We start from the raw sequence: 25,667 nt of genomic DNA on the forward strand, positions 1-25,667 counted from the left end.
ATTGCATGGCTAAATTTCTAGATTCATTTTTAGATGGAATAGATTCCTTTCTAGCTTGGTTGAGTACTTCACTTAAGCAGACTGTGGAATCCTATTGCGATTTAGAAACCGCCGATAGTCCTAATGTACTTGTTGCCCATGATGGCTCACTCATTTCAGTCATTCAGATCGTTGGAGTGACGCAACTCATAGGAACAACTGAATTTCAACGACTACATGAAGGATTAACACAGACCTTGCAAACCGCTCTATCGCGTTCAGGTCACGCATTGCAAGTTTTATTTCAATATGATAGAAATGTTGTTTCAGAATTACTAAAAGAAATCTTAGAACCAGGTAAACAAACTAGTCAACGTTTAAATTTAGATTTAAGTGATTTATTCGCCGAACGCATTAATTTTCTAGCAAAACATTGTGCTTCTGAAAGTGTATATTTTGTTTGTTGGACGCGTCCAATGAGCTTAACCACAGAACAGTATCAGCGTGCTACCAAAGATAAATTAAAATTTATTCGCGAAAAAAAAATACCTCCTTCCATACTCACACAGAATGTTATTGCTGCTATTCCAGATTTACGCGACTCGCACGATGCATTTATTCGTTCGATACGCCATGATTTAGCTAATTTATATATTGCCGCCAATTTATTAGAAGTTCATGATGCATTGCATGCGATACGCTCGGTAGCTGATCCCGCTTTTACCGATAAAAATTGGCGCCCGGCATTACCCGGGGATAAAATTTCACTGAAAGAATATGATCGCTCTCGCAATACGATTTCCGATATTCTATGGCCTTCATTGGCGCGACAAGTACTACCCCGTGATGCCGAGAATTTGGATTTAAGGACGGTACGCTTCGGGGATAAGATTTATTCGTGTGTTTTTATTGATCTGTTACCGAAAGAAATAAAAACCTTTAATTCCTTACTACAACGTACTTTATCTGCAAGAATTCCATGGCGTATTTCTTTTTTTGTAGAAAGTGACGGTTTACGTTGTATTAAATTACGATCGATATTAGCTTCTATACTGAGTTTTTCTTCAGCGCAAAATCGCTTACTAAGTGATGCAAATAATTTATTACAATACGTGGCTATTAATACCGATGATGCGGTGGTGAGATTACGCGTCGCCGCCTGTACTTGGGCACCCGAGGGCCAAATAGGTTTATTACGCACGCGTGCTGCAGAATTAGCTAAAGCCATCGAAGGCTGGGGTTCTTGTGATGTTTCTGAAGTTTCAGGCGATCCATTTGGGGGCCTTGCTTCAACACTCTTAGGTATATCCGCAGAAAGTGTCGCAACGCCGACTATACTTCCGTTTTCGCAGGTCGTTTATATGTTACCGATTACACGACCCGCATCACCTTGGAAAACTGGAGCTCAATTGTTTCGAAGTCCTGATGGTAAGCCATGGCCATTTCAGCCGGGTTCTAGTGAACAAGCGACTTGGATCGATCTGATTTATGCACGTCCTGGCTCAGGAAAATCAGTATTATCTAATACCTTAAATTTAGCGCTTTGTTTGGCGGCCGGTTTACAGCGTTTACCACGTATTGCCATTATTGATATTGGTCCGTCGAGTAGTGGTTTAATATCTTTATTGCGCGAAGCTTTACCAGTCGCTAACCGGCATTGGGTGGCCTATCATCGTCTGCGCATGACTGCGGATTACTCGATTAATCCATTTGATACGCAACTAGGATGTCGTTATCCAACACCGCAAGAACGTAGTTTTTTAGTTAATTTTTTAACGCTATTAACGACGCCGTTAGGTGCGGTGAAGCCTTACGATGGTATTTCCGATATGGCCGGTTTGGTCATAGACGAGCTTTACAAAAATTTAGCGGATGAAGGCATGCCTTATCCTTACACCATAGGTATTGAACCTTTGGTTGATGGAATTTTAGAAGAAATGGGTTTTATTCCTGATCAACGTACGACGTGGTGGGAAGTCACTGATGCTTTATTTATTTCTGGATTTCCGCATGAAGCTATGTTGGCACAACGCTATGCCATGCCTTTACTTGCTGATGCAGCGGCTATTTGTCGTACACCTATCATTGAAGATCTGTATGGGAAAATAACCGCGCCAACCGGAGAAAGTTTAATTAATGCTTTTGCACGGATGATTTCCAGTGCAATACGTGAGTATCCGATTTTATCCCGTGTGACCCGTTTTGATTTGGGTGAAGCAAGGATAGTCTCATTAGATTTAGATGAAGTGGCAAAAAGCGGTGGCGATGCTGCGGATAGACAAACGGCAGTAATGTATATGTTGGCACGTTACGTATTAGCGCGGCATTATTATTTAAGTGAAGAAAATTTAAACGATATTGCCAGTCAGTATCGAGATTACCATAAGCAACGGATTGCAGAATTACGCGAAGATCCTAAACGCATTGTATTCGATGAATTTCATCGAACCTCAAAAGCCAAAGCAGTCCGTGATCAAGTGATAGTGGATATGCGTGAAGGTCGTAAATGGAATATTCAAATTGCATTACTTTCTCAATCCTTAGATGATTTTGATGAAGTGATGGTAGAGTTTGCTACCTCTATTTATATTATGGATGCGGGTCCTGCACAATCTATAGAAAAATCCGCAGAAACCTTTGGTTTGTCACCCACCGCTAAAATTGCATTGCGAACACGTGTACACGGTCCCCGTGAAGGTGGAGCTACCTTCTTAGCACAATTTGCTACAAAAGAAGGCATGAATACCCAATTGTTAACCTTAACCTTAGGCCCTATCGAGTTGTGGGCGTTTAGTACTACGGTGGAAGATGTTAATTTACGTAATCGACTTTATCATCATTTAGGACCCGTTGAAGCGCGACGTGTATTAGCGCGTTTGTTTCCCAATGGTAGTATTAAAAAATTAGTAGAAAGACGTTTAGCAAGCATAAAAGAAGAACAGGGTGTCATCACTGAAGATTCTAGTTTAGGAATCATTGAACAAATTACTTCTGAAATTCTGGCTAATTACAACAAAGATCCAGAATTATCCACACAACCGGTCACTTAGCAACATTAACAATAAGGATGTGTAACAATGATGATGGACAACCAGGATAATAGTTTTGTTTTTTTACACGAAGAAGAAGTCAGTAAATCGAAGCATGAAACACTCAGTCATATCCGTTTTGGAAATAATAGTTTAGATAAGCAATTTAAACGCGACATTGAATTAATTAGTTTAGCGATTGTACAGAGTGGTCCATCCGAGCAAGACAAAATTAAAGCAGGTATTTTGTTAAAAAGTATGCTGTTATTATTTTTTGGGCGTGTCTGTTACCGGCATGTTTCTGATCAACGCTTCTATCCTTTTAATACATTAAACGCTTGTTTCAAAAATTCTACGTTAATGCATTTTCCTATTGCAGCTATTTTATTACATGGTAGTCGGGTGCTGATAGAATTTCCTTTCGAGATCGCACCCGAATTAATAAATTGGCTTATCATTGATAAAAACAGTTGGCGTTATTCAGCAACGCATGGGATTAGTGCATTAACAAAACCTGAAGTGATAGAAAATTTTCAAGACAAACAGCGTAAGTTTCCTATACAGAAATATTTAAAGGAGGAAAAAGTCAGTTGTACACACGCTGCGATTAACTTATTATCAAATTCTATTTCAGGATTGGCCAATGCGTATTTTAATTTTACTTCCAATCCGTATTTGCAAAATAAGGTGGATTTTGCCGAACATTATGGCATCGATATAGCATTGGGTGGGGTTGGTAACCAACATTTTGCTTCAAAACAAATTATTCAAAATAATGGTGAACATGGTCATTTATACATTAATGTTTATCAAGGTCTGACTCAACAATCTGGATTATTGTTAGGCATAGAACAATCAGCTCCAGGAAAACCTGATCAATACGGCGGCAAGCATGATCTAAGTGTAACTGATAAAGCTTATAGTGCTTCAGGAGGTGATTTTTTTTGTAAAAAACCAGTTTTTCCTGAAATTTATCAACAAGAATATCGTGGACTAACTGTTCTACCTTTCTCTAATTATTATGATAATTTCTGGAATTTTATAACAGCAGATACATTTGCTTTAATCAAAAGCAATTTCGAAAAGTGTAAATGTTTGTTGATTTTATTACCAAAAGAAAAGAGTCTCGCTTTTATTAAGGAAATCCTTACAGCAGTGGGTGGTGCTAGCCAAGAAGATTTTAATGTATTGTTTGATAGCTATTTGCAAGAAATTCCACAAGTTAAAATAAAAATTAATAATCAGAACACTGCGTTGGATTATTTAAAAACTCTACAACAGCAAATCCAGTTATTACAAATTGAAAACCAAAAGTTTGATGAATTAACTGTCCTTAAAAAACAATTGCAAAACTTAGCCTTTAAAAAAAAAATATTTGAAAAAAAAAATGAAGAATTGTCGAATGAACTAATCAATCAACGTGAACAAACATTTCAATTACAAAATGACAAACAAACTTTATTATTAGCGAATCAAACGCGTTGTTTTATGCAAGATGTGATCAATCAGATGGGTTGGTTTGCTAATAAATCACAGAAAAAAAACATCTTATTGGCTTTACAGCAAAAAGCCCAGGCGCATGAAATAAACACAGAACAACAGCGGTATTTGTTAATAAATTTTATCAGTGTCAGTCTAATGAATCGATACTATTCTAAGGCTGAAACCCATACTGCAAAAGCATGCTTATCTTACTTACGCAAACCGGAATATCAATCCTTAACAGGACTTTTAAAGATCCGTTGCACTATTCATTATAAGGATTTACTAGACTTAGTGTCTAAAAATCGATATAAATTTTATCAAAAAGAAAGCTCGAGAAAATCTCAATTTGATGAAAATAAGTTGCGCTTAGCAACGCAACAAGTTATTTTTTAACCAAAATTTATTCAGAAATAATTTTTTGATTGTTTTGTGATATGGATTCTCTATGTCTTATCTCTGGACAGTATCAAAATAAAACAGTGTTTAGTTATTCTGATAGATATCAGCTATTTTAAATTTAGAAAAAATTAACAAGCAGGAGCAAATGCAAATAAGGTATTTTTCCAAATAAGCTTAATCTTGAATGATTTCGATGCGCAATGCATGGATTTCTTTGCGCATCGTATCACCTAATGCAGCATAAACAAGTCGGTGGCATTCAACCAAGGGCTTATTTTGAAATAATGGCGACGAGACTCTCACAGCAAAATGACCGGCGCCGGCGTTGGCATGACCGATGTGTTGATCGCCTTCGTCAATGATATCCAAAAATGTGGGTGCGAGCGCCTGATAGAGTTTTTTTTGAATCGTGGCAGCGGTATCGCATGTAGAATTATTTTTCATGTTTTTTCATCGGATCGAATATAACGCGCTAAATAAATAGCTTGCACGAGTATAAATACAAACGTAATCCCCAACAAGCCAAATAATTTAAAATTCACCCAGGTATTGGTATCAAATGTATAAGCGACCCATAAATTAATACCGCCCATTAAGGTGAAAAATATAATCCAATTTCTATTTAAAGATGACCAGAGGTGAGCAGGTAAGACCACATTAGTTTCTAACAAATGCTGAATTAAAGGTTTTTTTCCAAAATATTGAGTCACTAATGCGCCGCAAGCGAGTAACCAGTAAAGAGCGGTCGGCTTCCATTTAATGAATAATTCATTATGTAGCAATAATGTGCCGCCTCCAAAGAAGAGGATGAGGACTAAGCTAATAAGTTGTATACTAGGCACAGTACGGTGCTTAATCCAGTAACTGATTACTTGTAACAAACTGATAATAATAGCAGCCGCAGTTGCTACATAGATACCAAAAAGCTTGTAGGCGATAAAAAAGACCACTATGGGCAGAAAATCGAAGAGTAAGCGCATGAAATGAAGGTAGTAAAGATTCGATAGTACCTTAGTATACTCCCAGTAGTTGGGTTTCTGTCAAGGTGCTGCCAACTTGCTTAGGAAAGGGTTAATAATGTGAGCCAGTTTCTCAAAATCCATCCAGAAAATCCCCAGCTGCATTTAATACGGTTGGCAGCAAATATGTTGATAAAAGAAGGAGTCATTGTTTATCCGACTGACTCCGCTTATGCTTTGGGCTGTCAATTAGGTAATAAAAAAGGCTTACAGCGGATTAGACAAATACGTCAACTAAAAGATCAGCATTGCTTGACTTTGTTGTGTCGTGATATTTCAGAAATGGCACTCTTCGCGCAGCTAGAAAACCCTATTTTTCGTTTAATAAAAGCCAATATACCGGGTCCTTATACTTTTTTATTGCCTGTTACCTCACATGCGCCCCGCTATTTAATCAATTCGAAACGTAAAACCATCGGTATAAGAATTCCCGATAATAAAATTGTGCATGCGCTCTTAGAGATGATCGATCAACCCTTAGTTAGTACGACCTTGATTTTGCCCGATACAGATTTACCTTTAATTGAACCAGAAGCGCTAGGTGACATTTTAGGTAAACGCGTCGATTTAGTGATTGATGGAGGTTTTTGCGGCTTAGAACCAACCACCGTGATTGATTTATCCACCAATACACCAGAAATTGTCCGTTGTGGTAAGGGAGATATTAAGCCATTTCAATCTATTTAATATATACTCTTTGCACTCGAATTTTTGTCTGTGTTGCCGCTCAATTCTCAACCCTTTTACGGCACTTGCCAAAAATCCAATTGCTGTGAATATAAAAAATAAAGAGTAATTTATGAAAGTTCGTACTCGTTTCGCACCTAGTCCCACAGGCTATTTACATATTGGTGGTGTTCGCACCGCATTATATTCCTGGTTGTATGCAAAAAAACAGCAAGGAAAATTTATTTTACGGATCGAAGATACTGATACTGAACGATCAACAGCAGCAGCAACCGAGGTTATCTTACAAGGCTTGGAATGGTTAGGTTTAGATTATGACGAGGGTCCGATCTTTCAAAGTCAACGTTTAGCTCGTTACCAAGAAGTCTTAGAGCAATTATTAAAAGAAAATAAGGCTTACCGATGTTTTTGTTCTAAAGAACGCTTAGCTGAATTGCGCGAAAAGCAACTAGCCGCACATCAAAAGCCACGCTATGACGGTCATTGTCGGAACCGATCGGCGATATTACCTCTTCAAAGTTATGTTGTGCGCTTTCGTAATCCTTTAAACGGCGCAGTCATTGTTGAAGATCAAGTCCATGGCCAAGTTGTTTTTCAGAATAGTGAATTAGATGATTTAATTATTGCGCGCAGCGATGGCTCGCCCACCTATAATTTTACTGTAGTCGTTGATGATAGTGATATGCATATTACGCATGTGATACGTGGCGATGATCATTTGAATAATACACCAAGACAAATCAATATATTATTAGCCTTAGGTACAAGTTTACCCGTGTATGCCCATTTACCGATGATCTTAGGTAGTGATGGTAAAAAACTTTCGAAACGCACCGGTGCAGCCAATATTTTACAATACCGAGACCAAGGTTATTTAGCGGATGCGGTATTAAATTATTTGGTTAAATTAGGTTGGTCACAGGGTGATCAAGAAATTTTCTCACGGTCAGAAATGATTGAGCTTTTTGATTTGCATCATTTAAATAAAGCACCCGCTGCGATTAATCCCGATAAACTCATTTGGTTAAACCAACATTATTTAAAGTCTGATGACGCAAAACAAATTGCACTATTATTAGCTAAAGAATTCCAGCGCTTAACTATTAACACCGAAAACGGACCTGACTTAATTGACGTGGTGGTTTTGCAACGTGAACGCGTAAAAACATTAGTTGAAATGGCTGAGAAAAGTATTTATTTTTATTTAGCACCTCACTTGGATAAACAGGCTATTTCCGAGGACATTTTGGCTGTATTGAGAGTTCTACAAAATCGTTTACAAGCACTTAGCGTTTGGACAGACGAATCGATACATGCGGCATTAATCGAAACAGCTGAAGCGTTTTCTTTAAAATTAGGAAAAGTAGCACAGCCTTTGCGTTGGATTATCACCGGTAGTAATGTTTCACCTCCCATCAATGCGACTTTGCGTGTTTTAGGTAGAATCGAAGTGCTAAATCGCTTGCAAGCTGTTTTAACTTAAAAAATTAAACTAAATACCATTTAAAAAGGAATTTAAAAAAATATTTTCATGAAATGTCTACAACTCAACATGTGTCTATTCGCTATTCTATTAATCCGAATCAGATGTCCAATGAAATAGTAATGGGATAATATACAAGCAATCCTTTCATGAAAGTGTTAGATAGCTTTGGTATAGTAAGTATTTGACAGATTCATAAAAATATAACAAAACAAAACTAAGAGAGAATATTATGCCCAATAATACCAATGGAAATAATAATTTTATTAATGTTGAAACACTTAAAGAACCTATTCCAGATTTTTCAGCTGCTATACAACTTAATTTTGACGATAAAGATTCAATTAAATTTCTTAGCACTTGTTTTGAAAAAAATATACCCACCAATACCTGTGGAGAGATGGAAAGTTTCGAAGATTACCCTTTTTTATGTAGTTCAGTTTCCTCGAGTGGATCGTTCATGCTTGTGGATGAAGCTAATTCAAAAAGGATATTTCTAATTCCAATCGATAAAAACCAGGAAAATAGGGATATCAACGTCGACAATATACATTCCTTGATAAGTCTTATTGAGGCAAAATTAAATAAATGCGCAAAAGACACTAATATGCCTTACAACGCTTCTATTTTAATCGTTAATGGAGAAAAGAATTATAAAAAACAACGCCTTATTGATGAATTGGAAAAATTAAAGATTAGAAACTATAGAGAGAGAGATTTTTCACCTGGTGAAAGTAAAAGTTTAGGTATATCGGTGCATTTTTTTAAAGACAAAAATTCTTCAATAAAAGTGAAATTATTTCCTTTTTCAGGCAATTTAATATATTTTCCCATCTATCCAAAGATACCTGGTCCAAAGAAAAATCATGCGCAAGGAAACTCTGTTGAGTTTAGCGTTAAGCTTGATGGAGCAAATATTACTCTTCAATATGATGGATATGAAAATAGCTGCTTAAATGCTATAACTCGCTATCATACAATTAATCCAAAAAGCCATAGTCTTACTCCAATCGATAAAAAATGGATAGAATTTCTTGACGAGGATCGGGAAAAAATATTGGCTGCAATCTTGACAAATATAAAAGAATCTTATCCAGAAAAAAATTACGATCGTATTCTCATTGGCGGTGAATTTTGTTTTGATCCTAACACTGGATTCTACGGTTTTTTTATTCATAGTATAAGAGGTATTAAAAGAGAAAAAACTGAATTTCTTGATAACAAAAAAATACATGAACTTGCTAAGCAAAACCATGAAAACCTGTTTTCAGAAGCAAAAGAAAATTCGGTTCAGATTTACTTTATGCGTCAATGGTTTAGTAAAATAGACACTCTCCCTGCTACTGAACTAGAAAGAAAAGATTTGCTACATGAAATGCTGTCCTCCTTGTATGGTAAGGATTTTGCCAAAAAAATACAATCGGGAGAAATAGCAGCTAATAACATTCCCGAGGGGGTAGTTGGAGTAGAAAAAGCTGATTCAAATAGGCCTGTTATTAAAATCAAATTTGATCAATTTAAAGATCTCGACATGATAAAATTAAATGAATTTGAACAACAACATACACGCAAACGAGCAAATGTAAAAATAACTCCAGATGATCTAAAAAATTATTGTAAAGCTATTTTAACGCAATCAAGATTAACTAAGATTAAACAATATTTTTGCGGCGAAAACAGAGGGATGACGCATACTATATCTTGGGCAATAGGCGATATCATTAAGGAATTGAAACAAGAAAATCAGTTTCGAGGTGTTATCCAAAACAATATCATAACAATAAAGGAACGTTTAGAAACTGAAATTAAAGGACATTTAGAATCTACTTTACCATTAAATTCATCAAATTTTGGTTGGTTTTCTGTCAAGCCTGCAACAGTAACGCCGGCAAGTTCATCCAAAAAACCAATGGAGATGATAGCATTTACTAAGCATTAGAATTTATTAACTAGACTCTCGTATTCACTTCCCAATTCCAACTTCGCGTAAGTCTAAATTTAATCTTATCACTGATACTAAATTCGTAGGAATAGCTCAAACTTTTTACGAGGGCCAGGTAGTCGCCGCATTGCCTTATGTCTATCCTATGGACATTATAAAGTTAACTTAAAATTCTCCTATTAAGCAAAGCGATACTCAACTCACAGTTGACAGGATTGAACGCTTGGGTAAAATGCAGAGCACGGGGCTATAGCTCAGCTGGGAGAGCGCTTGCATGGCATGTAAGAGGTCAGCGGTTCGATCCCGCTTAGCTCCACCAAATCACACAACACGCTCTGCTTAATGTTTTTTGAACATGCTCACAAAATTTTTGCAGGAACTATACCTTGGTATAACGCTAGTTGGTGGCAAGGATTAATCTTATTGTTCGTAAAATTTAACTTATTTCCTGAAGACGATCTTATTTAAAATAAAATACTTTTTTTAGTTTAAAAATACGATACCCTGTGTAAGCAATAATAATTTAAGAAATAAAAAAATTTAATTCACTGTCAAAAGGAAAACTAAACAGATAATAAAATGGAATTTTATGTTAGACTCCTATAAAACAAATCTATTAAAAAAATATTCTAACACTTCTACTACTCAAACAGATACGTATCATCCAAAAACGTCAGAATTTTTTTTTCAGAAAATCAAATATTTTTATAACCATTCGCCAATAAATTTTTCTTTTTTTACAGGTTACCGATACATAGGAATACCGCGATTATCGGGTAATCCCATCGTAGGCAAATTAAAAGACTTTTCGACAGAAGAACAAGCATGGAATGTTATAGAGCAAGCTGGTTGGCTTGCTACACATCATGTTTCCGGTATGTGCTATTTTTGGATAACGAACAAGCTTATTCTTGTGATTACAAAACCAGATCATATTAATGAGTGTTTGGTAAAAAATAAATATAAAGTTTCTCCAAATAGAGAAATTTTAACTTCTGTACTTGGACAAAATATAGCAACCAAAGACAAGATTAAATGGTTAGAAAAAAGAAAGTTATACAAAAAATATTTTTTTGAAAAAAAATTTCTTGAACAATCTGAGCTTTACACACTTGATTTAATAGATAGATTTTTTCATCAAATACAATCTTCTGGTAGTTATACCGAGGATATTAAGCTTTTACTTAATGATTTGGGATTGTTGGTTATATTAGAGCGCTTAACAAATGCCTCATCCGATTTTTCTATAAAACTAGACGAGTTATCTTCCTGTATTAATGACGTAGCTAAGCATATAACGCACAAAAATAATTTTTTAATCAATATTTCAAAAACACTTATTTATTTATTTTTAAATAATAAAAATCCCGTTGATTTTAGCAAAATACGCTTAAAATTTAAAAGCGATTTTCAACAGATATTTTACCCCTTCTTGGATAGTCTGCGAAACACGAACAATTTTCTTAAATCCCTGTGGGAAGCCGAAGCCGAAGCCGAAGCGGATAAAAATCCTTTAGAATTTATGAAAGAGGTTGCTGCTGATAGTGGTTTATCTATACTGGCGGCACGGCAAGGAATTGCAACATCTTTACTTTTTATTATCAAACTATTAGCGGCCCATCCAGAAAAAGAAAAAAAACTACGAAAGGCCATTAATGAATCTTTAGGAGAGCTTACGATAAGTATAGAAAATGTTAATAAAATAGAATACTTAGACATGGTTATAAATGAATCTTTAAGATTATATCCAACATCCCGTATTCTTTTACCACGTATAGTTGAAGATAATTTCTCAGTAGGTGGATTACCCTTGTTTAAAGGGGATCAAATTCTTATTTCTCCTTATATTACTCACCGTTTAGTCCAATTTTTTAAAAAACCGGAACAATTTATCCCAGAAAGATTTGCTAAAGACAATAAATATAAAATAGAATCTGGATCGTACCTAGCTTTTGGAATTGGCACTCATAACTGTATTGGCCAAAAATTTTCGATACAAACCATTAAATTATTTTTAACCTCCATTTATAGGAAACATCATATAGAGGTTATTGATAACTATTTTCCAAGTTCAATCAAAGAAAATATTGTGAAAACAAAGTTTTTCACTAAAATTCAGCTTGTTTCAACAGATGATTGTGAGCAAAAAACTAACGGTATACTTCATAGTTGAATGATAAAATTTATGGGTGTAGTTAATTTATTAAATAGGAAAATTCACAAAAATAATTACTTTAATAAGGGATTTAATGATGAGAAAATATGGGCTAGAAGGATCTCCGGATCAAGATGAAAATATAGGAAAAAATATAGTTTTAAAGTTTGACATGGGAGAGCTTATCACCACAAAATATGGAAGAGCAGAGAGAAAAGGGCACTTTATATGCTTAAATCCTTTATTACCAAACAATTTTTTAGAAAAAAATGAAAAAGAATTAGCAGAGAAAAAATATATATGGAAAAAGGAAATTGCAAAAATAGGTTTTATGGAAGAAGGAGATTTTTTTTATAAAAATTTTAGTAAATTAAATGCTTTAACATTTGCTTCATTACTCATTCCTGATGAGTCTATAGAAAATTTAAAATTTCTTTTCTATTTTTTAATAGCTTTATTTGCTATCGATGATTTTTTTGAAGAGGTAAAAGCGGATGAAAATTTGAATAAAATTGTAAAGATTCTTATTGAATTCGCTCAAGGTAATAGCGATATGGCTTCGCAGACTCATTACCAGACGCTATGTGCTCACTGCAAATTATTATCACCTTTATGTAAATTCTTAATTAGTCTTCATCAAGAAGCACGACTATTTAATTTAGATACTTCTTTTTTTACCAACGCTTTAATTCAGCATTTACAGAGCCAGCAATTAGAATTAAATTATTTTTTAAAAGAAAAATTGCATCCTTTTCGCAAAGAAAATTACCTAGACACTCGGTATTTTAGTTCAGGAGCTTATATTACTCAAGAGGTTATTAGTTTGATTAGAGGCATAAGTCTTTCTAAGGAGGTAAGATTACACCCAGCTTTTATAAGATACAGAAATGAAATTTGTTTGCATACGATCCTTGTCAATGATATTTTTTCCTTAGAAAAGGAAGCAGCCAATGAAGAAAGATTTAATATGATTATTATAAAACAGGAAAAATATTCTTTACAGACCGCATTCAATAAAACACTGAATAAATTAAATAAGTTGATTATTAAAATTAAAGATAGCGCAAATGAATTGAAAGAAATATTTAAAGATGATCCGAATATAGAAAAATTTATAAAAAGCACCTTTCAAATGGTCGATGGGAATATACAAGGGCACAAGGAGTCTAAACGCTATGGTAATATTGTCTTTGATGTTGTCGAGCTTACCGAGATGGCATTATCTAAAGCTACCTTTTTTCAGTTTCCTCTAAAAAGTCGACAAGATCTGGGAAGTATTTCCTCTTTATTTACCCCATCAAAATTGCATTAGATAGATAGTTTACTCATTAAAAAGTTAATTTTTCCAATAAACTTGATCGTGTCAATAATTATAGGGGCTTATTTTTTCTATTAAAATAAATTTGTTCCAAGGGATTTTGCATTTTTTTTTAATTACGAATCAATACTGCTTATTACGGATTTAAAGTGATTTAAACTGAATGCTGAAATAAGGTTTCTACATCATATATTAGAAATTTATATATTAGAATAAATTCTTTGTTATTAGATATTAAAATGAACCAGTGCAAAATTTTTCAGAGATTACCTTACGGACATAGCTTTTTAAGCAAAAATAAATTATAACTACTAAAAGTCTTTTAGTTGAGATCGTATCAAATCTTAACGAGTTAATAACTGAGTAAAAACATGAAACAATTGTTGATAGCCATAACTGCCTGTTTACTTCTAGTTGCTCAATTGGTTTTCGCTAAGGATCAGTTTGTTATTGTTTGTGCGCCATCGACGCAAAAAAATCCTTCAATACAGCAAGCAGACAAATGGTATCGCGATTCGGCAGAAAAAAAAGCCAGTTATCGACAGGCGTATAACATTGGATCGGCTTACGTGAAACAATGGGTAGAACAGCATCATCCTAAAGCCAAAACCTGGGGTGTGATTTTGGATATTGATGAAACAACCTTAGATAATTCTTGGTATTTTTATCAATGTGCCAGCCTGGCTGAAAAGCCAGCAGAGTTTTCGCATTTTGTGACTATTCCGCAAAAATCAGTGGCTTTACCCGGCGTTGTTGCATTTACGCGATGGGTGCACCAATTAGGTGGTTATGTGACTTTGATTTCTAATCGGGATGGTTCTTATATTGATAAATCTGGCATTACCGCCTTGCAAGCCACCCTTAATAATTTAAAACAACAGCACGTTACTTTTGATCAAGTTATTTTAGCCAATAATAAACAATCACAACATCCAGCCGATAAAAATCCTCGTTTTAACGCAGTAATACAAGGCTGCTATGATGAGCATGAGATGGTTTGGTCTAATAAATTACCACCGCATCAAGTGATTGCTTATTTTGGTGATAACATCCAAGATTTTCCTGAGTTTAAGCAAGTTGCAGAATATGCTTTACCGGATAATGCACCACAATACGATAAATTTGGTCAGGGTTATTTTATTTTACCTAATCCTTTGTATGGTAGTTGGCAAGCTAATCGTTATAAATAATTTTCATTAGCTATTGTTTAAGAAATGCCAATAGATCCTGATTAACTTGGTTTTTTAACGTTGTGCATAAACCGTGTGGGGCACCTGAATAAATTTTTAATGTGCAATCTTTGATAAGTTTAGCTGTAAGTAATGCTGAATTTTTGATCGGTACGATTTGATCGTCATCACCGTGTATGATCAAAGTGGGTATAGCAAATTTTTTTAGATCAGCCCTAAAATCGCTTTCAGAAAATGCTTTGATACAATCAAAGACGGCTTTGAACCCAGCTTGCATGCCTTGTAACCAGAAGGTATCTCTCTGACCCTGAGAAACTTTGGCATCGGGTCGATTTACACCATAGAAGGGCGCAGAAAAATCTTGGAAGTACTGTGAACGATCCGCTAATATATTGTGGCGTATATCATCAAATACTTGCATTTCGAGTCCATTAGGATTACTGGCAGTTTTTAGCATAAACGGAGTAACTGAACCAATAAGCACAGTTTTTGCTACTCTGTTTGTTCCGTGCCGACCTATATAACGCGCAATTTCACCACCACCGGTAGAATGACCCACATGAATGACATTTTCAAGAGCAAGTTCAGTAACTAATTTTGCTAGATCATCGGCGTACGTATCCATATCATTACCCTTCCAAGGTTGGCTGGAACGACCATGACCACGACGATCATGTGCAATACACCGATAGCCGTGCTCGGCAAGAAATAACATTTGATCTTCAAAAGCATCACCATTCAGCGGCCAACCATGACTAAATACGATCGCTTGACCGGTTCCCCAATCTTTGTAATAAAGGTTGATGTCAACTGAATTTTCTTTGCCCACTTGAATGTAACGCATAGTAAACTCCTGTAGCGAATCAATAAGCACAGAAAAATGCACTTGCGAATGTTACTTTCGCAAGCTTTTGGTAAAGGGTCAATTATTTTTCTAAATTTTTTATTATTGAATAATCTTCGCTACGCAAGCGGCACGTGCGGCGGCATGGGGATGGATTGAACTTTTCGCTATACAATTAATATAGGATTTCGCATATTGATCAAAGACTTCCTGTGCTTTATAGGGACATAAACTCACTAACTGCTGGACAAATTTCCGACTACCTATTTCAAAATGTTGATAATCAATCGGATAATTCCAATAGCCACCCCAGCCAATAAAACCATTTTCAGCCAAGATATCAATTGCATCTTCGGCCATGCCGCTACGAAACTGTTTTTTGGGTCGGTAATTCAAACGGTTGATGGATTGCTGCGCAGATCGGGCAGGTAAAATAGTCGCACGACCTTGCGCGTCAAACGCAACATACGGATTTTGTAATGGATTTATATCGATAGCAACACCATAGGCATGTAAAGACCAATCCGAACCGCCGGTTATCGGTCGGCCATTAAAGGCAGAAGTATTATTATCATTCATCGACGCATTATCATCTCCGTTATATTTTTCCATCAATAATGCTTTGTTGATTGGGAATTTTCGATGATATAGCGTATCAAAAATGATTTGGGTATGCTTTGCTAACACATCGAGTACAACGACTTGGCCTTTATCTGTTTGACCTATAAAATTAATGATAGGGAAATTAACGATTCTTAAGCGTTCACAGGGAATAGGATTTTTGTTAGTAATGACCTGCTGAGCTTGCATTTTTTCACATTGCTTTGTGCTTATTGGCAGGATGGCAGCCATACTGGGAAGAATCAGTGTGTTTGAGAAAATCAATGCACCAAAAATTTTTAATATTTTGTTTAGCATAATGATGCATTCCCTTGTTATTAAGTAAAATATTCAGGATTAGAAATTTATTTTTGTTTAAACGTACAATATTCTTGTTGCGGCGCGCAGTTTATTGTCGCTTCTCTGCCAAGAATAAACGGTTTATTTTCTCTACCATGACCAAAGTAGGGATAGTAGTAAACGGGTATAGTCGTTTTTTTAGCAAACGCTGCAATGACCGTTTTATACATCAGTCGTTGCTCGTCGCTAGGATCTAAAGGGTAAAATTGACCAAAGATAATCGCTTTGGGTTTAAAATTAGTTTTATACAGTAGTTGATGCAAGCTACGATCCAATTGCCTGAAACTCACGCCAGTATCTTCTAAAATTAATAGGTCGTTAGTAAAATCATGTTCGTAACGTGTTGCAAAGAAAGATTGGATCAGTGTGAAATTGCCACCTAATAAATTTCCTTGTATCGGTTGCAGAGCAGGCTGATTTAAAGGAATAAAATTTTTATAAAGAATGCCGTGCGTCAATAACGTTTTGATCCATGGAATACTTTCTCGATCATTGATCGTTGCGGTTTCACTATCGGGTTTGCTCATTTCTTTATTATAAGCAGCGACGACACCATGGACTGAAGGCCAGCCTAAAATGGTATTAACAAAATAATGCATGGCAGTGACATCACTAAAGCCAACAATAATTTTAGGTTTAGTTTTTTTTAACAAGTCCTTATTTGCATATAATGCGGGAATCAAATTCATAGCGCCGGCGCCGCCACGTACCATCCACAGGATATCAGTCTGTTTATCTAATAAAGCAGCGATGAGAACATTGGCGCGACTTTGGTCGGTATTAACATAACCAAAATCTGAAACGACTTGATTTAAATACTTTGTGTTAACAAGATAGCCTTTCTTTTCAAGTATTTGCTTGATGGGCTCAATATTATCTTCGTTGTATTGCGTAGAACTCGAAATCAGCGCTACGCTACGATAGGTCTTTGCTAAAATAGGGTTAGCAACACTTAAACTTAACGCAGTAAAAAGAAAAATTATTTTTTTTAACATCGTTTACCTTAAATTGCTGTAACTTAGTTATCAGCTTTTCTCTAAATTATAATAAAATTTTTTACAGTAAATTTTTTAATGAAAATTTTTCTTGCCGACTTTATTAACTTATTCCTAGTTAACCATAAATATTATTGACAGAAAAGCATGGAATTCTATCCCATGCCTTTCTCAGTGACTTTAGAATTTAGCAACAATACTTAATGAAGGCAAATTATTGTTTATGAAGCCTTTCTATAAGTATTTTGCATGGATAAAAGTTCTTTTTCCAAAGTACTTTGGTTTTTTGGAATTGATTCTTCAGCTTTTTCCAATTGATTTCCAAGTTCATTACCTCTTCTTTGATTAAAAAACAAGGATGAAGGCTCATCTTTCGAAGTAGATTGAATTTTTGAAAATTCTTTTCCAGCTTTTTCCAATTGTTTGCGAAGTTCGCTACATCCTCCTTGCTTAAAAAACATCGTTATTCTATTAAACAAGCAAATCTCATTATTTTCATTGATTAATTCAGGCTGAACAATTTTTTTGGATGCAGTTGTCTTGCTTTTTTTAAGTGCTTGAATAGCTTCTGGTTGAACCCCCTTTTGCTTAAGAAATTTCGTTACTTGTTCTACAATGTCAATCTTGAACTCATTAAATTTTCTTCGGCTAGTAGTAACAGTGTTTATGATAGCTTGGATGGTGTGAATATCTTCTAGTTGAAGGGCTATCTCATTCTGCTTAAGAAGCTCCAACATGTTTTCGAAAATTTCAATCTTATATTTATCACATTTTTGGTACCCACAAGGTTTAGTTTTTATGATAGCTAGGATGGTTTGAATATCTTTTGGTTGAAGTGTCGCATTTTTTTGGTTAAGAAGTTTCATAATTCCATCTAAAATTTCAATCTCAAATTTACCAAATTTTTGGCATGCAACAGTTTTGTTATTTCTAATGAGTGTAATATCCTCTGGTTGGAGGACTATCTTATTTTTCTCAAGAAGTTCTATTATTTTATCAATGTTTATCTCAAAGGGGTTAGAAGGACTATTGGCTTCTTTGGAATCTTTAATCTTTTCTGGTTGATGTGCTATTTCTTTTTCCTCACGAAGTTCTATGTTTGATTGTTTAGCTAAGCCATTAAACTCATTAAAAATAAATTTAAACTCATCTTTTTTTGATTGTTTAATTAGTGGTGACACATTAAGAATGTTTTGAAGCTTATCTTTGTTTAATAAAAGTTGCGCCATCGCTTCTTTAAACTTACTTATTATATTTGTTATTAACTCAGCAAAATTAATATCTGTAGCGGGCAAGGTATTTTTTGAATCTGCTTTTTTGGATTGCTTTTCTGCCATATAAATTAACAATTCATGGGTGGTTGGAAATTTTTTAAACTGTTTTACAAAATTACTAAAGTATTTATAAGCAAAAAGTTGTTTTTCCTCGAGACCAAATGTCTTGATTGAATTTTCTAGTGAGTTTGCGTCTCTGTAAGGACGTAAGGTAAAAGGACAAACTTGAGTAGGATCATCTTCTATTGATTTAATACGGCTATATTCAAGATTGTAATGAGTTTCTGGCTTGGGTAATTGCGAATTAATTAATGATTGATCCTCGAGTAAGTTGTCTATTCGAGAATCGATATCTATATCTTCTGTTTTTTTAGTGGTATCCACTAATTTGTAAAGTGCGAATACTTCTGCTGGGGACAAAGCATCAATAAAATGAGTATTTTGCACTATTTTATTTTTTTGATCTTCTTCATTGATGAAGAAAGTAGGAGAGCCTTTGGTATCATAACCATTATTTTCGAAAATTCCAATTTTAAGTGTGTTCAAGTCATAGTCAGCAACACCATCTAAGAAAACCAAAGTCCCATCACAGTTAATGGATTTTTGATAAAAAGAACGCAGCCAATTTTCTGATTTTTTCGGATCTTCTTTAGCGAGATCCATCATCCAAGCAAATAATTTGTATCGTGCTAATTGATGTATAGTCCATTCTTTATCGTAAGGGAAGTTTAATTCGTCTAATAGCTCTAAATGATACTTTGTACCTATCGATCTTAATCGATTATGACGAAAATCTTTAATAAATTGTGGACTTCTCACACAATACCACAAAGCTAATGCAACAGGGACCTTTAGAATAGGGCCGTGTTCTGGTAAATTAGATAATGTAAGATTGGTTTCATCAGTGCACAATTGATCGATAACTCTTTCTTTTAATGCTAATGCAAAACTTTTTTCGTTAGTCTTAACACTATCATTAGGATCTTGATATTCAGTAAGTGGAGCATTAAATCGTTCTTGTTTTTTTATAATCAGATATAAAATGGCTAGCCATAAAGATCGCTCACCATAACAGGTTTGTTCCCCAAAAAAGAGATCAGTTATTGCGTAATGAGTATTTTTTATATGTGAAGCTACATTAGATGGTGATATAAAAGATGAAATCCGCTGATTAGTAGTAGGCGATATAAAATTGTTCTTATCATTATTGTTATCACTCTTGTCTAATATAAAATGAATAGTATCCAAGCCTATAATATTATCTAAACGGTATTCGATTTGCTTTACCAAATCATTATCATATAAAAATGCTATGGGATTATTTAAATAAAAAGTTTTAAATCGTTGAATAAATTCATCTATAGCAGAAGCCTTCGATGAAACTAATCTTTTAGCATGCTTGTCTTGTTCGAATAACTTTAAAAGTTTATCTTTGGAAATTTCTTCTTTTAAGGGAAAATTTTCTTGCTTAAAACGCTTTAAAATTAAATCTCTTATAATAGAATTATCCAGAGCTGCATAGTATTTTGGACCAAGCTGATCTTTTGTATCGCAAGTAGATGGATTTGGGGTTTTGGTTTTTTGCAAAACGTTCCTAGCAGGTAAAATGGGAACATCTACATTTAAGGTTATAGGACAAACATAGACAGTAGTTTCTTTTTTTGCTAACGCTGTGCTTAATTCATTAATAGGTACTTCTTGAACCGTAGTAGTCATAGTGTGCGTATTGGAAACATTGCGGTTAAAGTTGTAACCGTCTTTTCTATCAAGAGCAACAAAAAGTTTTTTAAATGCAGTATCTAATTCTAATGCCAAATTTTGATTATTATCTATTAAATTATTTAGATTATTAATTGCATCTGTATCTTTACTTTCCTTTAAATTTTTTAATATTTTTTCGATGTTTTCTGGATTTGTTTTCTCTATATTTTTATCTTTCTTGAGAATAAAATCTAACAAGTTATTTTTTAATTTAGCTAATTCATCCCGGAAAATTTTATTTTGATTAGTACGGCCCAAATTTTGCAGATCAAATTTCTCTGCTAACTTATCAGCTTCCTTAAGGAAAAGTGTTAGATTATCAAAATATTTTTTCAATTCCCTAATTGGATGTACGAAAAAGTAGTTTTTATAGCTATCATTTATATATTGATTGTAAACCATTCCTTTTTCTGAAATGCGTTCTCCTCTTAAAAAAGAGGCAACTACAGATAAATTCATTTTATCTTCTGGACCAATATAAAAAACATTTAAGTCACTAAATTTAATTTTGTTTTCATTTAATAAGTCTTCACATTTTTTAACTTCATTATTACTAACTTGACCATCATTGATAATAGTTAGAATAATTCCTGTTTCGTCGCGGGGTAATTTTTTAATAAAACATGATGGATAAGTTCCACCACCATCTTTTTTATATTTAAAATTGGGTTGCTCTTGCAAATGGTTAATAATTGGATTATTGAAATCTCTTCTTGAATTATGGAATCCCATAAAATGCAGGATGCATCTGAATTTTTCTTTGACAACTTAATTAAATAATCTTTTACAGTAGACCAATATTGCGCATTATCTGTATAGTAGGTAGAATCCGAACAATCGATAGCAATGAAATATTTCATTATGATTTCCTTTATAATAATTTTTAGTCAGACGTTTAATATTAACATTAAACCCTTTAATTTAGCTTAAATTCGACTTTGGTGATTTTTAAAAAGTTACAAGGAACAACTTGAATGCTCAGAAAGCGTCTCAGGAAAAAAAACAGGAAATGTGGCAAATCATTTTAATATTTCAAGCGTTGTTAGTGAAAAGTTTTACATGAATTTTTAAATTGATAACGATGAGAGTGATGACAGCGTATAAGCCTAAGATAATAGGAATTGTTCTTGCTATGGCTTTTTCTGATCATTGCTGCAGTGTTTCAAATTCCAAATGTAATGTCGTTTCTTTCTTGGAAAATTAACGCAACATTCCATCTAAAATGTTTAATTTTTTCTTGTGCGAGCTTATCAATATTTTTATTGGAGAAAGTATGGAAATTGTATGGTTGAAAATTATTTTCAATCTAATGTAAGGTAATGCGCTGCATTTAGCGGCATACCCTTAAGGCTTTTCATTATGTAAATCTAGAACCGGTAATAACAGCAACAACAGTACAATTTCCTTGATAAAGTAGGGTATCTATCACTAAACGTTGTCTGTTGTATTGGCCTTAATTTCTTATTTAAGATTTCTGAAACCCCTTTACATATTTCCATTGGTATTTTTTACAATGGACAATTTGAGATAAAATAATGTTAGTCGGATTAATTTTTAGTTTTTTGATCCTGTTCATAATGACTATAGGTACGATGACGTAATTTGGGTTCTCCACCATAACGTCGTGTATTGCGACGTTGTGTGGATGGATTACTAGTAATAGTAGTCTGTTTGCTAGAGTTCACGTTAGCAGTGTTAGTTACTTGCTCAGCAACGGGGTTTTTTTCTATGCTAGGCGCAGATTGTTCCACAGATCGTGGTGGAATAACGGCTTTTCTTTCCGTGTTATTTAACATGGGCTTAGGCGTTGAGCGGGTATTTTCTTCTCGAATGACTTGAGTATTTATTTTATGTTCCTGTTTTATTGCCGATCTTTCTGAATGTTGTCGTCTCTTATTGGGTACTGGTTTTCTTTCTGATGCCCCAGCAATAGGAGCAGAGACAGGTTTATTATGATGATGTGTGCTTTGTTGTTGATGCGGCGCTGACTCATAACGCTGTTGATGATGTTTGTTATAGCGATTTTGTGATGTCTTGCTGCCATTATGCGGGTGCTGCTGTCCGCCACCACCTTCGCTGCCACCTTCTCCTTCTTTATCGCGTCTGTCATCACGGCGGTGATTGCGAAGTCGGTTATTACGATTTGCTTTTGAATAACGTTTTTCTGGGGGGTGTCGGTGCGGAGTATTATTAGAATGATTGTGTATTGGAGCAGTAGCTAGTTCTTTTTTCACAGAGTTTTTACTAAGCTCTTTAGTTTTACTGAGATCTTTTAACATACCAAGCAGTCGACTTAATAGACCTAATTGAGTTTTAGGTTTATTTTTGCTAATCGCAAAAGTAAGTGGTTTAACCGCTGGGATTTCTACTGGCTTAATGACTGGCGAGCTATAAGATAGCGAAGATTCTACGCAAGATTTATCTAACATTTGATAGCTAGCATTTTCACTAGCCTGTAGATTAATGTTTTTACCTTGACCAGTAATTTTATAGTGTGGAGATTGCCAATACGGATTAGGTATTAATAATATATTTATTTTATAACGTTGTTCAATCTGTTCTCTAGCCGCACGTTTTTCATTAATCAGATAAGTAGCCATATCCACAGGTATTTCGACGCGTATTTGCTGTGTCGATTTTTTCAAGGCTTCTTTTTCAATTGAACGGAGTAAAGATAAGCTTAATGATTCGATGGTGCGTACTGTTCCTTCTCCATTACATCGTGAACATAAGGTTTCATTGGCCTTTCCTAGAGAATGGCGTAAGCGCTGTCGAGACATTTCTAATAACCCAAATGGCGATATTCGACCGATTTGTATGCGCGCGCGATCTTTTTTAGTGGCCAAACGTAAGCAATTTTCTACTTTACGTTGATTGTCTTCTGAGTTCATATCGATAAAATCAATGACAATTAAACCGCCTAAATCACGTACACGCAATTGATGCGCTATTTCTTTAGCCGCTTCTAGATTGGTAGTGACCGCAGTTTCTTCAATATCTTCATTTTTGGTAGATTTACCTGAATTAATATCAATGGAAACTAAGGCTTCGGTGCGATCGATAACGATGGTGGCACCTGACGGAAGTTCTATTTTACGCTTAAATGCCGATTCAACCGCTTCTTCAATATCAAAATACATAAATAAGGGAATAGAATTTTGATAAAGCGTAATTCGTGATACAAAATCAGGTCGAATTTGCTCGATGTAATTCTTAATTTTCTCGAATATTTTTTTGTCATCAATAATAATTTCGTCAATATCACGTCTTAAATAGTCACGTATCGAACGGGTGATCAAATCGCCTTCTTGAAAAATAAGGAAAGGAGCAGAACGCTCATTATATGCTTTTTGTATGGCATTCCATTGTTGAATAAGCAAATTCAAATCATTTTGTAGTTCGTAGAATTCTCTACCCACGCCAGCGGTGCGTAGAATAAGTCCCATATCCTCTGAAAGTTCCATTTGACTGAGTAAATCTTGCATTTCACGCCGTTCTTCTCCTTCAATGCGACGTGAAATACCACCTGCGCCGGGATTATTTGGCATCAGCACTAAGTAACTACCAGGGAGGGTAATGTAAGTTGTTAACGCTGCTCCTTTATTGCCACGTTCTTCTTTTTCAATTTGCACCATCACTTCACGACCCTCAAGTACTTTTTTGAGGTATTGGATAGATTGCGATTTTTCGAATTTAAAGAAGGAGGGAATGATTTCTTTGAAGGGTAAAAATCCATGCCGTTCGGGGCCATAGTCGATGAATGCTGCTTCTAAGCTAGGCTCTATGCGACTAATTTTACCTTTGTAGATATTTGATTTTTTTTGTTCTTGACCACTATATTCGATATCTAGGTCGGACAGCTTGTTTTCTTCGAGCAAAGCAACGCGGATTTCTCCAGGTTGATTCGCATTGATCAATATTCGATTCTTTTCATTATGCATCGTTGAATCCTATTTTGTATGAAGGCTCAACTAAGCTTGCTTATTTGAAAACGCGATAATCGTTGTTAAAAATTAAAACTGTTACTAAATACCTGAAACAATGACCGCTTAATTAATTTAAAAAGGGTGAGTGCGTCAACAGGGTTCCTTGCATAAGCTACTTTGCCTATAAGGCTAAGTAGCATAGGTTTTAACTATCTGATTTTTAACACAGATTATAGGTTTGCATATTCTTAATATACCGTATTTTTTTATGCATATAATATTAATGATTACTGAGCATAAAATTCGCATCGGAAGAACATCATTCCAAATAAAAGGTTGCAAACTTAAGAAGCCGGACTAATTCTCTCATTTTGGATTTAAATTTATTACCAAAAATAAGTTAAATTTATAAAAAACTAAAATTTTTTACTTTAGTTAGCTCTAATTACAAAACGTTGATTTCTTATCATTTCGTTCTGTTTGCGTCAGAAGAAAGAGGGGGTTAACCCTAGCTATAAACTGACACGGGAAACTAAATCTGGGGTTATTATAACAGTATTTAGTGGGTTGGCAATTAAAAGAGGAGGGTTGCATACCATCGGATTTAACCGGGTGAGAGTCTAATTTTTATCAGATTTTGTTTTACTTGAAAGTTTTGCTATGCTTAAGTTGGCTTCTACTATGGGCTATGGATTTGTCAGTGGGCTTTGTCAGTCCTTCACTTACAAATTGTTCTTTAATGCTTTTTGCACTACTTTTTAGATGGGGAATTTTGCTTATGTATAAGAAGTTTTTGGTTTCTATGCTGCTGACGGCGGCGTTAGTCGGCTGTAATCATCAGCCTTCTGATAAGCAAGGAGATCAGTCAGATACTGCCATGCCCGTTCAAGAACAGATGGCTAATCCTGCGAACTCATCCAGCTCGGATGATCAGCAAATGCCGGTCAATCCACAAGCTGTGGAACCTACGCAAACACCACCTAGCGAGACCGCGCCCGCTATGCCATCGACATCTAACAATGGAACGGCAGGTACAGCAGCGCCCGAAGAACCTGCGAATAATGATAATTCAGCTAATTCTGCAGCTGGGGACAATAAGTAAAATAATTGTACTGGTCGTTGAAAACTGCTGCCAGTTTAAGCCTTTTATGGTACTATATTTGTTGCAGATGAAGGGTAAAAGACCTTCATCTGCTTTCATTTTATGTATCATAGGCTTTG

At 34.9% G+C, this 25,667-nt stretch carries 16 protein-coding genes and 1 tRNA gene; 10 read left to right on the top strand and 7 right to left on the bottom strand.

The features are described 5' to 3' along the window. The first annotated feature begins 5 nt into the window (after positions 1 to 5). On the top strand, positions 6 to 3,029 hold the full coding sequence (locus tag AACL18_RS03055) for a type IV secretion protein IcmB (RefSeq protein WP_339051330.1): 3,024 nt from the start codon (positions 6 to 8) through the stop codon (positions 3,027 to 3,029). Positions 3,030 to 3,056: 27 nt separating this feature from the next. Next, positions 3,057 to 4,886, top strand: coding sequence for a hypothetical protein (locus tag AACL18_RS03060; protein ID WP_339051331.1), 1,830 nt, complete (start codon positions 3,057 to 3,059; stop codon positions 4,884 to 4,886). Between the two features lie 180 nt (positions 4,887 to 5,066). Here the strand turns inward: AACL18_RS03060 and AACL18_RS03065 are convergent, their stop codons facing one another. Continuing rightward, positions 5,067 to 5,261: a BolA family protein gene (locus AACL18_RS03065; protein WP_339051332.1), complete on the bottom strand. Its 195-nt coding sequence runs from the start codon at positions 5,259 to 5,261 to the stop codon at positions 5,067 to 5,069. Between the two features lie 71 nt (positions 5,262 to 5,332). Further along, the gene (locus AACL18_RS03070) at positions 5,333 to 5,872 is read right to left on the bottom strand and encodes a septation protein A (RefSeq protein WP_339051333.1); all 540 of its coding nucleotides are present in this window, start codon (positions 5,870 to 5,872) and stop codon (positions 5,333 to 5,335) included. A 99-nt stretch (positions 5,873 to 5,971) separates the two neighbouring features. On the opposite strand from AACL18_RS03070, the gene AACL18_RS03075 reads away from it, so the two are divergent. The 7 genes from AACL18_RS03075 (at position 5,972) to AACL18_RS03105 (ending at position 14,686) form a co-directional block, all read left to right on the top strand. Further along, a complete protein-coding gene (locus AACL18_RS03075; RefSeq protein WP_339051335.1) occupies positions 5,972 to 6,598 on the top strand; it encodes an L-threonylcarbamoyladenylate synthase in 627 nt (208 codons plus the stop codon). A gap of 112 nt (positions 6,599 to 6,710) precedes the next feature. Continuing rightward, positions 6,711 to 8,081: a glutamate--tRNA ligase gene (gene gltX / locus AACL18_RS03080; protein WP_339051336.1), complete on the top strand. Its 1,371-nt coding sequence runs from the start codon at positions 6,711 to 6,713 to the stop codon at positions 8,079 to 8,081. Between the two features lie 460 nt (positions 8,082 to 8,541). Next, positions 8,542 to 10,020 (top strand): RNA ligase family protein, encoded by a 1,479-nt coding sequence (locus AACL18_RS03085; RefSeq protein WP_339051337.1) that lies wholly within the window; start codon positions 8,542 to 8,544, stop codon positions 10,018 to 10,020. A gap of 246 nt (positions 10,021 to 10,266) precedes the next feature. Beyond that, positions 10,267 to 10,342: transfer RNA gene (locus tag AACL18_RS03090), tRNA-Ala, on the top strand. Positions 10,343 to 10,612: 270 nt separating this feature from the next. Next, entirely contained in the window at positions 10,613 to 12,196 is a 1,584-nt protein-coding gene (locus AACL18_RS03095) for a cytochrome P450 (protein ID WP_339051339.1), read from the top strand. Between the two features lie 76 nt (positions 12,197 to 12,272). Next, a complete protein-coding gene (locus tag AACL18_RS03100) occupies positions 12,273 to 13,490 on the top strand; it encodes a terpene synthase family protein (RefSeq protein ID WP_339051340.1) in 1,218 nt (405 codons plus the stop codon). A 377-nt stretch (positions 13,491 to 13,867) separates the two neighbouring features. Continuing rightward, complete coding sequence (locus AACL18_RS03105) at positions 13,868 to 14,686, top strand: HAD family acid phosphatase (protein ID WP_339051342.1); 819 nt, start codon at positions 13,868 to 13,870, stop codon at positions 14,684 to 14,686. A 10-nt stretch (positions 14,687 to 14,696) separates the two neighbouring features. On the opposite strand, the gene AACL18_RS03110 is transcribed toward AACL18_RS03105, so the two are convergent. The 5 genes from AACL18_RS03110 to AACL18_RS03130 all read right to left on the bottom strand — a co-directional run bounded on the left by AACL18_RS03110 (position 14,697) and on the right by AACL18_RS03130 (position 24,461). After that, complete coding sequence (locus AACL18_RS03110) at positions 14,697 to 15,515, bottom strand: alpha/beta fold hydrolase (RefSeq protein WP_422395901.1); 819 nt, start codon at positions 15,513 to 15,515, stop codon at positions 14,697 to 14,699. A gap of 117 nt (positions 15,516 to 15,632) precedes the next feature. Continuing rightward, positions 15,633 to 16,448 carry a M15 family metallopeptidase gene (locus tag AACL18_RS03115; RefSeq protein WP_339051346.1) on the bottom strand — a complete coding sequence of 272 codons (816 nt, stop codon included), beginning with the start codon at positions 16,446 to 16,448 and terminating at the stop codon, positions 15,633 to 15,635. Between the two features lie 47 nt (positions 16,449 to 16,495). Then, positions 16,496 to 17,485 carry an LD-carboxypeptidase gene (locus tag AACL18_RS03120; protein ID WP_339051347.1) on the bottom strand — a complete coding sequence of 330 codons (990 nt, stop codon included), beginning with the start codon at positions 17,483 to 17,485 and terminating at the stop codon, positions 16,496 to 16,498. 221 nt (positions 17,486 to 17,706) lie between these two features. After that, on the bottom strand, positions 17,707 to 21,252 hold the full coding sequence (locus AACL18_RS03125; protein ID WP_339051349.1) for a hypothetical protein: 3,546 nt from the start codon (positions 21,250 to 21,252) through the stop codon (positions 17,707 to 17,709). A gap of 815 nt (positions 21,253 to 22,067) precedes the next feature. Then, the gene (locus tag AACL18_RS03130; RefSeq protein ID WP_339051351.1) at positions 22,068 to 24,461 is read right to left on the bottom strand and encodes an Rne/Rng family ribonuclease; all 2,394 of its coding nucleotides are present in this window, start codon (positions 24,459 to 24,461) and stop codon (positions 22,068 to 22,070) included. A gap of 763 nt (positions 24,462 to 25,224) precedes the next feature. Between AACL18_RS03130 and AACL18_RS03135 the strand changes: the two genes are divergently transcribed. Then, positions 25,225 to 25,548, top strand: a complete 324-nt coding sequence (locus tag AACL18_RS03135; protein WP_339051353.1) for a hypothetical protein — start codon at positions 25,225 to 25,227, stop codon at positions 25,546 to 25,548. The last annotated feature ends 119 nt before the right edge of the window (positions 25,549 to 25,667 follow it).

It is taken from the genome of Rickettsiella endosymbiont of Xylota segnis, assembly GCF_964019545.1.
GTDB lineage: Bacteria > Pseudomonadota > Gammaproteobacteria > Diplorickettsiales > Diplorickettsiaceae > Aquirickettsiella.